The sequence below is a fragment of the Sphingobium sp. R-21 genome (assembly GCF_049913335.1).
Lineage (GTDB): Bacteria > Pseudomonadota > Alphaproteobacteria > Sphingomonadales > Sphingomonadaceae > Sphingobium.
In genome coordinates this window covers 891416-905453 of the sequence record NZ_CP184374.1, presented here as the reverse complement: position 1 = coordinate 905453, position 14038 = coordinate 891416, and the positions used below count along the sequence as shown (strand labels likewise).

Genomic DNA, 14038 nt, shown 5'->3' with positions numbered 1-14038 from the left:
ATTCACCAGCGATCGGGACCGATCGCGGCAGGTGATTCCCGAAAAACATAAGGCCAGAAGCGTGACCTGCCCCTGTCAGGTCACAACCCTTCTAGTTGAGCGCACCGTGGCAATGCTTGTATTTCTGGCCCGATCCGCAGGGGCATGGCGCGTTGCGGCTGATGTCCAGATTGGCGAACTCGCCAGCCGGTCCTCCTGCGGCGGGACGAGGCAGGGTCGTCGTGATGCCGCTGATCTGACCACCGTCGAAGTCTCCGCTATTATCCTCGCCCGAAAACGGGTCGATATGCGTCGTGATGAAGTCGGGCAGTATCGGCAGGTCGAATTCCGGCAGCGGCTCCTCCATGCGGAACTGGACGCGGGCGATGGAGCCGGTCACATCCTCGCGGATATTGCCGAGCATGCGTTCAAACAGGGCGAAGGCTTCCTGCTTATATTCATTGATCGGCGTTTTCTGGGCATAAGCGCGCAAATGGACAACCTGGCGCAGCGCGTCGAGGGTCGACAGATGCTCCTTCCAATGATGGTCCAGACTTTGCAGCAGGATCGACTTTTCGATCATATGCCAGCTCTCGGGATCAAGTTCCCTGACCTTCTCGGCCACGGCCGCGTCGGCCAACGTTCTGAGCCGTTCCTCGATCATCTCCGGATCGACATGGTCCTCGGCCAGCCAGGCGTCGAAATCGGGTTCGAGGTTCAGCACCTCGGCCGATCGAACCTTCAACCGATCGATATCCCATTGTTCGGGATAGGTACCCTGCGGGCATGATGCGCCGACAAGATCATTGACCGTTTCATGCCGCATGTCGGCAACGACATCATCAACCGTATCCGCATCCATGATGTCGCTGCGCTGTTCGTAAATGACCTTGCGCTGATCGTTCATCACATCGTCATATTCGACGACCTGCTTGCGGATGTCGTAGTTGCGGGCTTCCACCTTCTTCTGGGCAGTCTCGATCGCCTTGCTGAGCCATTTGGACGGGGGCAGCGCCTCGCCATCCTCCAGGTTGGAGCGGATCATCTTGGCGAACATCGTGTCCGGGCCGAAGATGCGCATCAGGTCGTCGTCGAGGCTCAGATAGAAGCGCGAAAGGCCGGGGTCACCCTGACGGCCCGAACGGCCGCGAAGCTGGTTGTCGATGCGGCGGCTTTCATGCCGTTCCGTGCCCAGCACGAAAAGGCCGCCAGCCGCGAGCACTTCCTGCTTTTCGGCCTCGATCTCTGCATCGATCCGCGCGATGGCGGCTTCCCGCTCCGGCCCTTCGGGCATGTCGCGCAGTTCGTCCTCGACGCGGAATTCAAGGTTGCCGCCCAATTTGATGTCGGTACCGCGACCGGCCATGTTGGTGGCGATGGTGACGGCGCCCTTGCGGCCTGCCTGCGCCACGATATGCGCTTCGCTTTCATGGAAGCGGGCGTTGAGGACGGCGTGCTTCACGCCTTCCTGCGTCAGGAATTCGGAGAGCATTTCCGATTTTTCGATCGAAACCGTGCCGACAAGGACAGGCTGGCCCTGCTCCGCATGGACCTTGATGGTCTTGGCGATTCCGCGGAACTTGTCTTCCAGATTCTTGTAGAAGCTGTCTTCCTCGTCGACACGTTGCACCGGCCGGTTGGTCGGGATGGTGACGACGTTCATCTTGTAGATTTCGTAGAATTCGGTGGCTTCGGTCGCGGCCGTGCCGGTCATGCCGCCCAGTTTCGGGTACATGCGGAAATAATTCTGGAAGGTGATGGAGGCGAGTGTCTGGTTTTCCGGCTCGATATTCACCGCTTCCTTGGCTTCCACCGCCTGGTGCAGACCGTCCGACCAGCGGCGGCCATCCATCATGCGGCCGGTGAACTCGTCGATGATGATGACCTTGCCATCCTTGACGATGTAATCGATGTCGCGGCGGAACATCACGTTCGCACGCAGCGCCTGATTGACATGGTGGACGACGGCGGTGTTTTCGAAATCATAGAGGTTGGCACCTTGCAGCAGCCCAGCCCCTTCCAGCATGCGCTCGATCTTCTCGGTCCCGTCCTCGGTCAGCGTGACGGTGCGCTGCTTCTCGTCCTTCTCATAATCGCTCTCGTCCAGCTGCTTCACGATGGCATCGACGGAGACATAGAGTTCCGACTTGTCATCGGTCGGGCCGGATATGATCAGCGGCGTGCGCGCTTCGTCGATGAGGATCGAGTCCACCTCGTCGACGATGGCGAAGTTGAAAGGCCGCTGTACCATCGACGCGCGGTCATATTTCATGTTGTCGCGCAGGTAATCGAAGCCGAGCTCGTTATTCGTCGCATAGGTAATGTCGGCACTGTACGCCTCGCGGCGCTGGTCCTCCGACAGGTTCGGCACGATGACGCCGGTGGTAAGGCCCAGGAAGCGATAGACCTGTCCCATCCATTCGCAGTCGCGGCTGGCCAGATAGTCGTTCACGGTGACGACGTGGACGCCCTTCCCTTCCAGCGCGTTCAGATAGGTGGCGAGCGTCGCGACCAGCGTCTTGCCCTCGCCCGTGCGCATTTCGGCGATCTCGCCGCGATGAAGCACGATTCCGCCCACCATCTGCACGTCATAATGGCGCTGGCCCAAGGTCCGCTTGGCGGCTTCCCGCACCGTGGCGAAGGCTTCGGGCAGCAGGCCGTCAAGCGTTTCACCCTGTGCCAGCCGCTCCCGGAACCGCACGGTCTGCGCCGCCAGTTCCTCGTCACTCATGGCCGAAATGGTGGGTTCGAAAGAGGCGATCTGTTCGACGGTCTTGCCCAGCGACTTCACATAGCGGTCGTTGGAGGAGCCGAAAATAGACTTGGCGAGTGCGCCGAACATGCAAATTCCTGACAAAAGGGGACGCGCACGCCTTTTGGGGCGATGCACGCGGACATGCGCGGCGATTTAGGACGCGCACAGGCGTTAGTCAATCAGAGCGGGCATGCCGGATAGCATCGGAAAGCTCCATGTCCGCCCATCTCTCCGTTGACGGACGGGCATATTGCGCTAAGCGACGGGCATGACAGAACGTTCGCCCCTCGCCCCCGCTGCCTTTCCTGAACTTCCGCCCATTGCGGGCGTCACCGCGCGCGTCGCCAGGGCGCGATACAAGAATTGGGACAGGTGCGACCTCACCTATGTCGAACTGAGCGAAGGCACGGCCGTGGCGGGCGTCACGACGCAGAGCAAATGCCCCTCTCCTGAAGTCGAATGGTGCCGGGACGCCATTCCACTGGGTTCCGCGCGGGCGCTGGTGGTGAATGCGGGCAATGCCAATGCCTTTACCGGCCACCGGGGCCGTGCAGCGGTGGAGGCGATCGCCGCCAAGGTCGCGAACCATCTGGATTGCCAGCCTTCCAGCGTCTTCATCTCCTCGACCGGGGTAATCGGTGTTCCTTTGCCGGTGGACAAGGCGGAGGCAGGGCTGGAGGCCGCCTTTGTCGCCGCGCCCTGCGGCTGGGAAGAGGCAGCGACCACCATCGGCACGACCGACACCTATGCCAAGGGCGCCCGCGCCTCTGCCATGATTGGCGGCACGCGGGTCGAACTGGTCGGGATTATCAAGGGTTCGGGGATGATCGCTCCCGACATGGCGACGATGCTGGGCTATATCTTCACGGACGCCGCCATCGACGCCAAATTGCTGCAGCAGATGCTGTCCGCCGCCAACCGGAAGAGCTTTTCCTGCATCACGGTCGACAGCGACACGTCGACCAGCGATACGGTGCTGGCCTTCGCAACGGGCAAGGCGGGCAACACGCCGCTCCTCTCGATGGAGGATGGCGGGGCGGACGCCTTTGCCGCGGCGCTCGACGATCTTTGCCGCCAACTGGCGCATCTGGTGGTGCGCGACGGCGAAGGCGCGACGAAATTCGTTCAGATCACCGTCGAGGGAGCGGAAAGCGACGCGAGCGCCCACCGCATCGCGCTTTCCATCGCCAACTCGCCGCTCGTGAAGACCGCCATTGCGGGCGAAGACGCCAATTGGGGTCGCGTGGTGATGGCGATCGGCAAGGCAGGCGAGCCGGCCGATCGGGACAAGCTCTCCATCCGCTTCGGCGCGACGCAGGTCGCATCGGGCGGACGGGCGGTGGAGGGCTATGACGAGGCGCCGGTGACGGCCCATCTCAAGGGGCAGGACATAGTGATCGGCGTCGACCTGGGGCTGGGCGATGGTCGGGCCACGGTTTGGACCTGTGACCTGACTCACGGCTATATCTCGATCAATGCGGATTATCGCAGTTGAAAAAGGACGGGCCGGATGCCCACGGAATTGCATGAACCCGTCGTCGCGCTGATGCGCGAGGTGGCTCGTGACGTGGTGATGCCGCGCTACCAGAATCTCGCCAGCCACGAAGTGGCCGAGAAAGCGGCCGATGACTTCGTCACCATCGCCGACAAGGAAAGCGAACTCCGGCTGGCGGAGGGGCTTTCCGCCATCCTGCCCGAAGCAGGCGTCATCGGGGAAGAAGCATGCGCCGCCGATCCCGCCATGCTGGACCGCGCGGGCGAAGGGCTCAACTGGATCATAGACCCCATTGACGGGACCGGGAACTTCGCCGCGGGAAAACCGCCCTTCGGCATCATGGTCGCGCTGGCGGATGCAGGCACGATTTTGGCGGGTTGGATATTGGACCCGCTGACCGGACGCATGTGCCACGCCATATTGGGCGCTGGCAGCCATATCGACGGTCAGCAGGTCCATGCACGCGAAAGCGGCGAAGCGCTGCCGATTGCTGCGCTTGCCGTCTATTTCATGACGGAGGAGGAGCGCGCCGACGTCAGGCGCCGGTCGGAGGCGATCTTCCAGCTGGTGGACATTCCCCGTTGCGCTGCCGAGCAATATCCGCGCCTTGTGCTGGGGCAGAATGACGTATCGGTCTTTGCCCGCACCTTGCCCTGGGATCATGCGGCCGGGACGCTGTTCGTGAACGAAGCGGGTGGGCTGTGCCAGCGGCTGGACGGTTCACCCTATGTCGTGGGTGATCTGCGACGCGGGTTGCTCGGGGCTTCATCCCCTCGCCTCTGGGATCTGGCGGCAGACCGGCTGTTCCGTTGATGGAGTGAGGCGCGGGGAGCGCGATCGCGGAACGCCAGCTTCCAGAACGAAAAATGCTCCCGCAAATGCGGGAGCACCAAAGGGAAAGGCCGTTTCAGGCCTTTCCGGACATCATCAAAGGACGCTTTCGATCCAACCCTTGAGCGCGCTCTTGGGCGCCGCGCCCACCTTGGTGGCGGCGGCTTCGCCATTTTTGAAGAGGATCATCGTCGGAATGCCCCGCACGCCATAGCGGCCGGGCGCATCGGGATTTTCGTCGATATTGATCTTCGCGATGGTGACCCTGTCAGACAGTTCGTCCGAAATTTCTTCCAGCGCCGGGCCGATCATCTTGCACGGGCCGCACCATTCCGCCCAGAAATCGACAAGCACGGGCTTGTCCGCATTGATGACGTCCTGCTGGAAGCTGAGGTCGGTGACTGCCTTGGTAGCCATTTAGATATCTCCTTCGATTGCGGAATATTTAGGATGATGACGCATCCGGCTCAACGGTCGGAAGCGGCAAATTCTCCTGCGTGGGCGGAAAGCCCGGCTTGTGCCGTTCCAGCAGCTCAGGCGGCAGCGTGATGAGCCTTGGCGCAGAAGTGTATAGCAGGCCGGCCTCTATCCTGCGGCCGGGAAATATCACCTGAAGCGCAGCGGAATAGGCCGCCATCTGCCGGATATGGGCCAATGGTACCTCTTCGATCCCCAGGGGTGATATGCGGCCGGTCTTGAAATCGACCAGCTGCACGACATCGTCACTGATGCGCAGCCTGTCCACGGTCCCGGCGATCACCGCTTCCCCCACCACGGCGGCGATCGGGGCCTCAGCCAGCGCATCGGCATGGAACAGCGGCGCGAATCGCGGATCTTCAATGATCCGCATGGCCTGTTCGATGACGTCATGCCGCTGCGCCGGATCGCCAAGGCCCTGCTGCGCCAGCCAGTTGCCGGCACGTGCACGGCGGCTGTCCGGCGGCACGTCGGCCAGCCGTTCGAACAGCCGGTGCAGCCAGCGCCCTCGTTCGGCTGCGTCCCGCATGGCCGGGGTCGGCGGCGGATAGGGCACATCATCCTCGATGGCGGCGGAGGGCGCCAGGGGACGTGGCGGCCGGGCCTCCACAGGCGCGCGGCGGCGAAGCCAGTCCGGTTCGACATGCGCTGTCCGGCTTTCGGGAACGCGTTGCTCCGCCGCCTTTGGAGGGAGCATTTCCCTGCCACGCCAGCGGCGGCGCGCGCCCCACAGCGGATCGGCCTCCCACTCCGCCTCCAGCGAAATCAGCGCGCCTTCGACGGCGGCGTACCAGCTTTCGGGCTTGACCTCGCCCTTGGCGCGCGGACCGAGCGAACCCGCGACCACCAGCCTTTCCTCCGCCCGTGTGAGGGCAACATAGAGCAGACGCCAATGTTCGGCGCGCTCGACGGCACTGGCTTCCTCGGCCAGTTGGCCGATCGCTCCCTGCCGCTCGCTCTTTCGGGGGGCGATGATCGGCAGGCCATTCCACTCCAGCGAATCGGCCCGGTTGCCCGCGTCCGGATCAAGGCAGGCGTCGGCAAGAATGACGATGGGCGCCTGCAATCCCTTCGCCCCATGAACCGTGAGCAGGCGGAGCGAATCCCCCTGCGTGGCCGCGTCGCGCACGATCTCGACCTCTCCCCGGTCGAACCAGTCGATGAAGCGCTGAAGCGAGGGGTGATCATCATTCTCGAAGGCGAGCGCGGCGTTCAGCAATTCCTCTATCGGATCGGCCGCCTCCGAACCCAGTCTTTCGATCAGGCGACGACGGCCATCCATCGGGCCGGACAAGACCTCCTCCAGATAGCGATAAGGGGTGGTGAAGTCCGCCTGCGCCAGCAACTGCCGCAAGGGGTGCAGCAGTGTGTCGTCCAGCGTTCCCGTCAGATGCTGCCACAGTCCGACGCGGCGGCCGACAAGGCGGCCCATCAGTTCGTCCTGCGTCCAGCCGACCAGCGGCGATACCAGCAGCGCCGCGAGGTTCAGGTCATCCTCCGGCTGAACCGCGAAGCGCAACGCGGCGAGCAGGTCACGCACGGCAAGCGGCTGGTTCAGGCGAAGGCGGTCAATGCCTGCAACCGCCACCTTCTCTTCATAGAGCCGCGCCACGATCAACCGCGCCAGTTCGGAGCGGCGGCGGACCAGGATCATGATGTCGCCCGCCGTTACCGGGCGGCCCCGGCTCTCCAGCATCAGCCCGTCATCGATCCACTGCCTGATCTGGCGGGCGATGCTCTGGGCCAGCACCCGTTCCTGGTCGGCGGCCCAATCCTCCTCCCCCTCCGCCTCGTCGGACAGCCCGGCGATGACAGGTTTCCAGAGCAGTACTTCGCCGGGAAAGCGGTTGGCGCTGATGTGCTGGACCTCGCCCGGCTCCAGGCCGAAGCGCTCGGCCCGCAGGCTCGCTATGGTGCGGTCGACCACATCCAATATAGCGGGTGTCGAGCGGAAGCTGTGCTGAAGCGAGAGGTCGTGGAACATCTGGCTTGCATCTTCCGCATGGCGTTGGAAGACGATCTGCGCGGCGCGGAAGGCTTCGGGACTGGTGCCTTGAAATCCGAAGATCGCCTGCTTGAAATCACCCACCGTGAAGAGGGTGCGAACCCTGTCGCCCTTCGCGCCTTCGCCCGCGAAAAATTCCGCCGCCAATGCGCCGACAATCTGCCATTGGCTGATATTGGTATCCTGCGCCTCGTCCACCAATATGTGATCGATCCGCTGGTCCAGCTTGTAGCGGATCCAGTCGGCGATGCCGGGCTGGGACAGAAGGCGGGCCGCATTGGCGATCAGGTCGTCGAAATCGACGGCGCCGGCAAGGCGCTTGGCTTCGGCATAGGCTCTTGCGTAGACGCGCCCGGCATGCAACGCCCTGGCGAGCAGGGCGGCATAGGCTGCCCGAACGCGCAGGCCCAGCAGTTCGGAACAGCATTCGTGCATCCGCGCAATCGCATCACCATAGCCATCCACTGACGGCGCCCAACCCTTGGCGGTGGAAAGCAGATCGCCATCGGCCTTCGCCCAGACCGCGTGGAGATCGACCAGTCCGGTGGCGCGCGCCGTCGGATCGAGAGCCCGCCAGCGCGCTATCCTGTCGCAGCGTTCGAGCGCACGCCCCGTGCCCCAATCCGCATTGGCCTGAGCGATCCAGCCGAGCGTCCGCATGTCGAACAGATCGTCCGCGCATCGTTCGGCAATGTGGGCTTCAATGTCTCCTTCGGGCAGGTTCAGTTCCCGCAGCAGCCATGGCGCGATATCTTCCGGTAGGGTTTCGAGCGCATCCAGCCGGGCCGCGCAGCGCAGCAGGAAATTTTCCGCGCCGCCCTCCCCCATGCGCAGGCTCAGCGCCTGCAACGCTTCCATCAGGATGTCGTCGCCCTGCTCCTGCGCCACCACCACCATATCGGCCAGGGTCTGGCGCGCCAGCATCGCCTGCTCGCGCTGGTCGAGCGGGCGGAAACCGGGGGGCAGGTCGGCCTCCAGCGGGAAGGTGGTGAGCAATTGCTGGCAGAAGCCGTGGATCGTCTGGATGCGGAGGCCGCCGCCGGTCGATTCCAATACTTCGGCGAACAGGCGGCGGGCGCGGTCGCGGGCTTCCGGTCCCGACTCTTCGCCCAGCGCCTCCAGGTCATGAAAAAGGTCGGCCTCGTCCATGAGCACCCAGGCGGCGAGGCGATCATGGATGCGATCCGCCATTTCCGCGGCACCCGCCTTGGTGAAGGTGAGGCACAGGATATTTTCCGGCCGCACTCCCTGGAGCAGCAGACGGAAGACGCGGGCGGTCAGCACATGGGTCTTGCCCGTGCCGGCCGAAGCGGACAACCACACATGCGCATCAGGTGCGGCGGCCTGCGCCTGCGCACCAGCCAGCGGTTGCAGTGCCCCAGGCTTTCTAGCCATCGTCCCGGCCATACCATTCCTCCAGCCGCATGAGCTGGTCATAATCACCATAGCTGGCGACTTCCGGATTTACCTGGGCGTCGAAGGGCGCCGATCCGTTGAGCCAGGCGGCGGCGATGCCCTCGAACTGGGCATGCACCCCGGACGTGAAATCGGCGGTGATGATCTTGTCCCGCTTGCCCAGCGGATCGACCGGGCTTTCCCGATAGCCGAACGCCTCCCCCTTCCTGGCCAGCGACCAATATTCGAAACTCCCGACGACAGGCGCGGCGTCGGTGCCGGGAAAGCCGCCATGTTCCGCGATCAGGCCCAGCAGGCCGAGTTGCAGCGCATAGCCCGCCTTCACCTGCCGCGCGCTGGGCGGCTTGCCGGTCTTGTAATCCACAATGCCCAGCTTGCCGTCCGGAAGCAGGTCGATCCGGTCGGCCTTGCCGGTCAGCGTCACTCCGGCAATCTCCGCCCGGCCTTCGGTCTCGACCGAGAGGATCCTGCGCCCGGCGGCAAGGTCGCTCGCGACTTCAGCGGCGATCCATCTTATGGCTTCGATAAGGCGCGGTTGCCAGAGAGCCCTGAGCAAGGGATGGACATCGGGCCGGTCGAACATCGCCCGGGCCCGCGCCTCCAGATCGGACAGCTTGCCATTGCCCTCCTCCGCCCATCGCTGAAGGATCTCATGGACGGCTGTCCCGCGCCAGGCGGGGCCGGCATCGGCATCCACCGGGTCGAGCCGCGCCAGGCGCAGGATGCGCTTGGCATAGAAGGCGTAGGGATCAGCCTTCAACCGATCGACATCGGTGACGGGAATGACCTTCGGTCGCACGGACAAAGGCGGCACCGGGGCCGGGCGCGCTGCGGGCCTGTGTTCCTCTGCCCGGTCGATCGCCTGCGCCAGTGCGGCATAGCGGCCGGTATTCTTCCATTGCGGCCCGGCCATGGCCTTCAGCCGCAGCCAGAAGCGGGAGGCGACCGCCGGACCGCCCGCCCCGCGACGGGCGCGCGTGATCAGCACCTGCGGCGCGCCCAGGGCGCTGGCGAAGTCATGGGCGGCAAGGCCGATGCGGTTTTCGAGGCCCGGCAGTCCTATTTCCCGACGGATGCGCGGCGCGAGCCATGGATCGGGCGCGGGCAGGCCCGGCCAGGTACCCTCGTTGAGACCGGCCAATATCATGAGGTCGGTCTGCACCAGCCGCGCTTCGATGAGACCGAGGATGCTGATCCGGGGATGGCCACCCTGCGGCGGGCGAACCGACAGGCCGCCCAGAAGATGGTCGAAAAGGGCAGGCAGCCCCCGTATGTCGGCCTGACGCGGTCCTTCGCTCGCCGCCTCCTCCATTTCCGCAAAGAGATCGGCGGCGGCGTGACCCTGATGCCCGGCCCAGACCGTATCATGGGAGAGACGACCGGCATGCTCGCGAATTGCCGCCAATTGGCCCGCAAGATCCGGCGCGGCCATGAAGGCCTGCTCCAGCGGTTCGAGCAGTTCTCGGGCTTCTGCCCACCATAGCCGCGTACGGTCGCGCAAGGCCCGCTGCCGGTCTTCGCCCTCCCGTTCGGCCAGCAACAGGTCGAGCCCATGAATGCCCGCCTGCGGCCTTGGCCCGCGCAGCAACAGGTCAAGCCCACGCACGCCCTCCAGCCAGGCAAGCCGCCCCTCCCCCCGCATGACGAGCGGATGTTTGAGCAGGGTCAGCAGCGCAACAGGAGCAAAGCGCTCCGCCAGCGCCTCCGCCATCGCGATCAGCAGCGTTCCGGGCGGCAGGCGCGAGAGCGGCTGCCCGGCGGAATCGTCCGCCTCTATGCCCCAGCGGCGCAAATGGGCGGACACGCGGGTCGCCAATTGCCGGTCGGGCGTCACCAGCGCCGCCGTGCGTCCCGGCGTCTCGACCGCCTCGCGCAAGGCAATGGCGATGGCCTGCGCCTCTTCGCCCGGCGTCGCGACCTCCAGCGTCTCGACGCCGGCGAGCAGGCGGTCAGCGGTCCTGAGGTCTCGCCAACGGCTGGTCAGCCGGGGCGGCAGCATGGCGTTTGAGATGTTGCGTCCCCGGACAGCGCGGGCGTCATGCTCGCTGCCCCAGCGCCAGAGCGCCACGTCATCGCGCGTGGCGCTCATCCGGTCGAGCAGGCGTTTCAGCGCATATTGCGGATGGCTCTCAAGCCCACCGGGCCCGATACCGGTTGCGCTGCCGGCCGTGCTGCCGGTCGGGGTATCGGCATCCGATGGACCAATGGCGTTCCAGGCGTCGGCGTCCATCTCCTGATCCAGCCCGGCAAAGACAACCGCCCCCTTGGGCAGCATGGCAATCCGCCGGAGCAGCATGGCCACTGCAGGCGCCGTGGTGGACATTCCCGCCGCAATGACGAAGCCATCGGGCGGCGCCTTGGCCCAGCGCGCCGTCATGCGGTCCAGCAGGCGATTGCGTCGATCCGCGAGGTCGATGCACCCCAATCGCGCCAGTTCCTGCGGCCATTGCGCCAGCAATATGCCGAACAACCTGAGCGATGTCTGCCAATGCTGCGACAGGTCGTCCGACAGGCCAAGCTCTGCCAGCGCGCGCACGGGGACGCGCTCCACCTGCATCTGGTCGAGGACCGCGCCAAGCGCCTGGGCCAGCTTCAATGCCTGCCCCGCATCGATCGGGTGTGCCGATGCCTGCTGCACCATGCGCGCCAGGATCATCTGGCGGCGCATCGGCGCTATGGCGGGAGGGATCGGGTCATCCTCCCCCAACGGATCGAGCGCGCCACCCACCTGCTCGCCCAGATCGGGATCGCCCAGCGCGACGAGACGCGGCAACAACAGCCCGCCCCCCGATTTACGGACAAAGGCATCGCTCACCGACCGGATGGCGCGATTGTTGGGCAGCAGGATCATGCCCTGCGCCAGCCGTACCAGATCATTGCCGTGCCGGGCCAGGATGCCCGTGACCAACGCGTCGGAAAAGGCGCGATGCGCGGGGATATTGAACAATGCGGGGCGGGTGCGTTCACCCATGGGCCAGCATCGACTCCACGATGGGAATGGCCTGCGGCGTGCCGACGTCGAACCAGAGCCCCTGGTGCGAGACACCGTAGAGGCGGCCCGACTCTATCGCCCGGTTCCAGAAGACATTGGTGGAAAAGACATCGGACGGCGGATCTACCAGCAGCGTGGGAGACATGATCTGGACGCCGGTGAAGACAAAGGGCGCGACATGGGCAGTCTTGCGCCGCGTCAGTCGCCCATTCGCGTCCATGTGAAAATCGCCCGGTCCCCGATGGCAATGGGCGCGGGCGAGCGGCACCAGCAGCAGCAGCGCGTCCATTCGATCCGGGTTCCAGATCCTGCGCATCATGCCCAGCGTTTCCTGCGGCCCATCGATCCACAGATTGTCGCTGTTGGCACAGAAAAATGGCGCGTCGCCCAACTGCGCCTTCGCGTGGATCAGCCCGCCGCCCGTCTCCAGCAGCTTCCCGCGTTCGTCCGAAATGGCGATCTGCATGCCTTCATTATGCGCCGCCAGATGCGCTTCGACCGTATCGGCCAGATAATGGACATTGACTACGAGCTTCCGGATGCCGCCAGCCGCCAGCCGGTCCAGTGCATGGTCCATCAGCGGCTTGCCGGCCACCCTGACCAGCGGCTTGGGGCGGGTCGCCGTCAACGGCCGCATGCGCTTGCCCAGTCCGGCCGCCATCAGCATCGCGGTGTCGATCATGCCGGGACATGGTCCTCTAGCGCATGGTGACGCTTGTCGGGGGGGACGTTCGCGGCGAACCATTCCGCCACGGGCGCCAGCGCCGGATGGGCGAGGTCGCGTTCCAGCAAGTCCCACATGCGCGGCAGATAGGACAGGTAACGCGGCTTCCCATCGCGCTTCCACAGCCGGGTGAATATGCCGATGATCTTCGCGTTGCGCTGCGCGCCCAGCACGGCATAGGCGGTGTCAAAGTCAGCCGGCGGATTGGCGATGGCGCGATAATGGTCCAGCATCGCCGCCTCCAGCGTGGGCGGCACGTCGCGCCGCGCATCCTGCAGCAGCGAGACGAGATCATAGGCCGGGTGCCCCGCAAGGGCATCCTGAAAGTCGAGCAGGCCCAACCCGTGCGATGCCGTCCCGTCGATCAGCATGATATTTTCGGCATGGTAATCACGCAGCACCGTGACCACCGGGCTGGACGATTGCTCGACGATCGGAAGGACCATGTCCCATGCCCGGACATAGCCCTCCTCATCCACCTGCAGGCCGACGGCGGGACAATAATATTGGGTGAGCAACCCGGCCTCCCGTTGATAGACGGCACGGTCATAGGGCGGCACGTCAGCGGCAGGCAGTCGATGAAGCGCGGCGAGCAGGTCCACGGCCCGGCGATACACATCCCGTTCCGCCTCCGGCTGATCCTCGACATGCTCCTTCACGCGCAGATCGCCGAAATCCTCGATCAGGACCAGGCCTTCCTCCAGGTCGCGCGCCAGTATCCGGGGCGCTGCGAAGCCATTTTCCGTCAGATGTTCGGCTATCGCGATGAAGGGGCGCGGATCCTCATGCGGCGGCGGCGCGTCCATCAGCACGGCGCGGCGCGCGCCGTCGATCACCCGAAAATACCGCCGGAAGGAGGCATCGCCGGCGAGGGGAACGACGGCGGCCTGACCCCACCCCACCTGCGCGAGGAAGGCGGGAGCGGCAACGGGCGGGATCATATCTGTGACCATCGCTCCGTCCAAGCGTCCGGCACGTCCGCTGTCAAGCGCCGAGCGCCGTCGGGTTCCGTGCCGATGTGGAAACGCAGCGCGCCGGGCCAGACCCCGATGCCCATCCGTTCCGGCCATTCGACGATCAGCAGGCTGTCCATCAGATAGTCGTCAAGCGCCAGTTCCTGCGCCTCCTCCGGCCCGTCCAGCCGGTAGAGATCGACATGGGCGACAGGCAGCCTCACATCGGGAATATCATAGGGCTGGACAATGGCGAAGCTGGGGCTCGGTGCTTCCTCTTCCAACCCCAGTCCTTCCAAAATCCCGCGGGCGAGCGTTGTCTTGCCCGCGCCCAATCCGCCTTCCAGCGCAATGACATCCCCAATGCGGACCAGCGCTGCCAGCCGATGCCCGAACGCCAGCATGTCGACC

The 14038-nt window shown here is 64.9% G+C and carries 9 protein-coding genes; 2 read left to right on the top strand and 7 right to left on the bottom strand.

The window, feature by feature from the left end; genetic code table 11:
- Positions 1–91: 91 nt before the first annotated feature.
- The gene (gene secA / locus ACN9MX_RS04215) at positions 92–2821 is read right to left on the bottom strand and encodes a preprotein translocase subunit SecA (RefSeq protein WP_363734867.1); all 2730 of its coding nucleotides are present in this window, start codon (positions 2819–2821) and stop codon (positions 92–94) included.
- A gap of 181 nt (positions 2822–3002) precedes the next feature.
- Here secA and argJ point away from each other — a divergent pair, with 181 nt between their 5' ends.
- Complete coding sequence (gene argJ / locus ACN9MX_RS04210) at positions 3003–4229, top strand: bifunctional glutamate N-acetyltransferase/amino-acid acetyltransferase ArgJ (RefSeq protein WP_363825696.1); 1227 nt, start codon at positions 3003–3005, stop codon at positions 4227–4229.
- A gap of 15 nt (positions 4230–4244) precedes the next feature.
- The gene (locus ACN9MX_RS04205) at positions 4245–5042 is read left to right on the top strand and encodes an inositol monophosphatase family protein (RefSeq protein WP_363754226.1); all 798 of its coding nucleotides are present in this window, start codon (positions 4245–4247) and stop codon (positions 5040–5042) included.
- A gap of 114 nt (positions 5043–5156) precedes the next feature.
- On the opposite strand, the gene trxA is transcribed toward ACN9MX_RS04205, so the two are convergent.
- From trxA to tsaE, 6 genes are read right to left on the bottom strand one after another with little or no spacing between them, the layout of a single operon-like run.
- Entirely contained in the window at positions 5157–5477 is a 321-nt protein-coding gene (gene trxA / locus ACN9MX_RS04200) for a thioredoxin TrxA (RefSeq protein ID WP_363825693.1), read from the bottom strand.
- A 28-nt stretch (positions 5478–5505) separates the two neighbouring features.
- Positions 5506–8949 carry a double-strand break repair helicase AddA gene (gene addA / locus ACN9MX_RS04195; RefSeq protein ID WP_426387233.1) on the bottom strand — a complete coding sequence of 1148 codons (3444 nt, stop codon included), beginning with the start codon at positions 8947–8949 and terminating at the stop codon, positions 5506–5508.
- Complete coding sequence (gene addB, locus ACN9MX_RS04190; protein WP_426387232.1) at positions 8930–11929, bottom strand: double-strand break repair protein AddB; 3000 nt, start codon at positions 11927–11929, stop codon at positions 8930–8932. The genes addA and addB overlap by 20 nt, the downstream gene beginning before the upstream one ends.
- Complete coding sequence (locus ACN9MX_RS04185; RefSeq protein ID WP_363734874.1) at positions 11922–12632, bottom strand: nucleotidyltransferase family protein; 711 nt, start codon at positions 12630–12632, stop codon at positions 11922–11924. Before ACN9MX_RS04185 ends, addB begins: the two co-directional genes overlap by 8 nt.
- Positions 12629–13615, bottom strand: a complete 987-nt coding sequence (locus ACN9MX_RS04180; protein ID WP_363826623.1) for an aminoglycoside phosphotransferase family protein — start codon at positions 13613–13615, stop codon at positions 12629–12631. The genes ACN9MX_RS04185 and ACN9MX_RS04180 overlap by 4 nt, the downstream gene beginning before the upstream one ends.
- Entirely contained in the window at positions 13612–14031 is a 420-nt protein-coding gene (gene tsaE, locus ACN9MX_RS04175; RefSeq protein ID WP_414714625.1) for a tRNA (adenosine(37)-N6)-threonylcarbamoyltransferase complex ATPase subunit type 1 TsaE, read from the bottom strand. Before tsaE ends, ACN9MX_RS04180 begins: the two co-directional genes overlap by 4 nt.
- Positions 14032–14038 lie beyond the last annotated feature (7 nt).

What these genes read in the sequence shown, in the direction of transcription:
- addA (WP_426387233.1), bottom strand. Translation starts at nt 8,949, where the DNA reads ATGGCCGGGACGATGGCTAGAAAGCCTGGGGCACTGCAACCGCTGGCT.
- ACN9MX_RS04180 (WP_363826623.1), bottom strand. Translation starts at nt 13,615, where the DNA reads ATGATCCCGCCCGTTGCCGCTCCCGCCTTCCTCGCGCAGGTGGGGTGG.
- tsaE (WP_414714625.1), bottom strand. Translation starts at nt 14,031, where the DNA reads ATGCTGGCGTTCGGGCATCGGCTGGCAGCGCTGGTCCGCATTGGGGAT.
- ACN9MX_RS04185 (WP_363734874.1), bottom strand. Translation starts at nt 12,632, where the DNA reads ATGATCGACACCGCGATGCTGATGGCGGCCGGACTGGGCAAGCGCATG.
- ACN9MX_RS04205 (WP_363754226.1), top strand. Translation starts at nt 4,245, where the DNA reads ATGCCCACGGAATTGCATGAACCCGTCGTCGCGCTGATGCGCGAGGTG.
- argJ (WP_363825696.1), top strand. Translation starts at nt 3,003, where the DNA reads ATGACAGAACGTTCGCCCCTCGCCCCCGCTGCCTTTCCTGAACTTCCG.
- trxA (WP_363825693.1), bottom strand. Translation starts at nt 5,477, where the DNA reads ATGGCTACCAAGGCAGTCACCGACCTCAGCTTCCAGCAGGACGTCATC.
- addB (WP_426387232.1), bottom strand. Translation starts at nt 11,929, where the DNA reads ATGGGTGAACGCACCCGCCCCGCATTGTTCAATATCCCCGCGCATCGC.
- secA (WP_363734867.1), bottom strand. Translation starts at nt 2,821, where the DNA reads ATGTTCGGCGCACTCGCCAAGTCTATTTTCGGCTCCTCCAACGACCGC.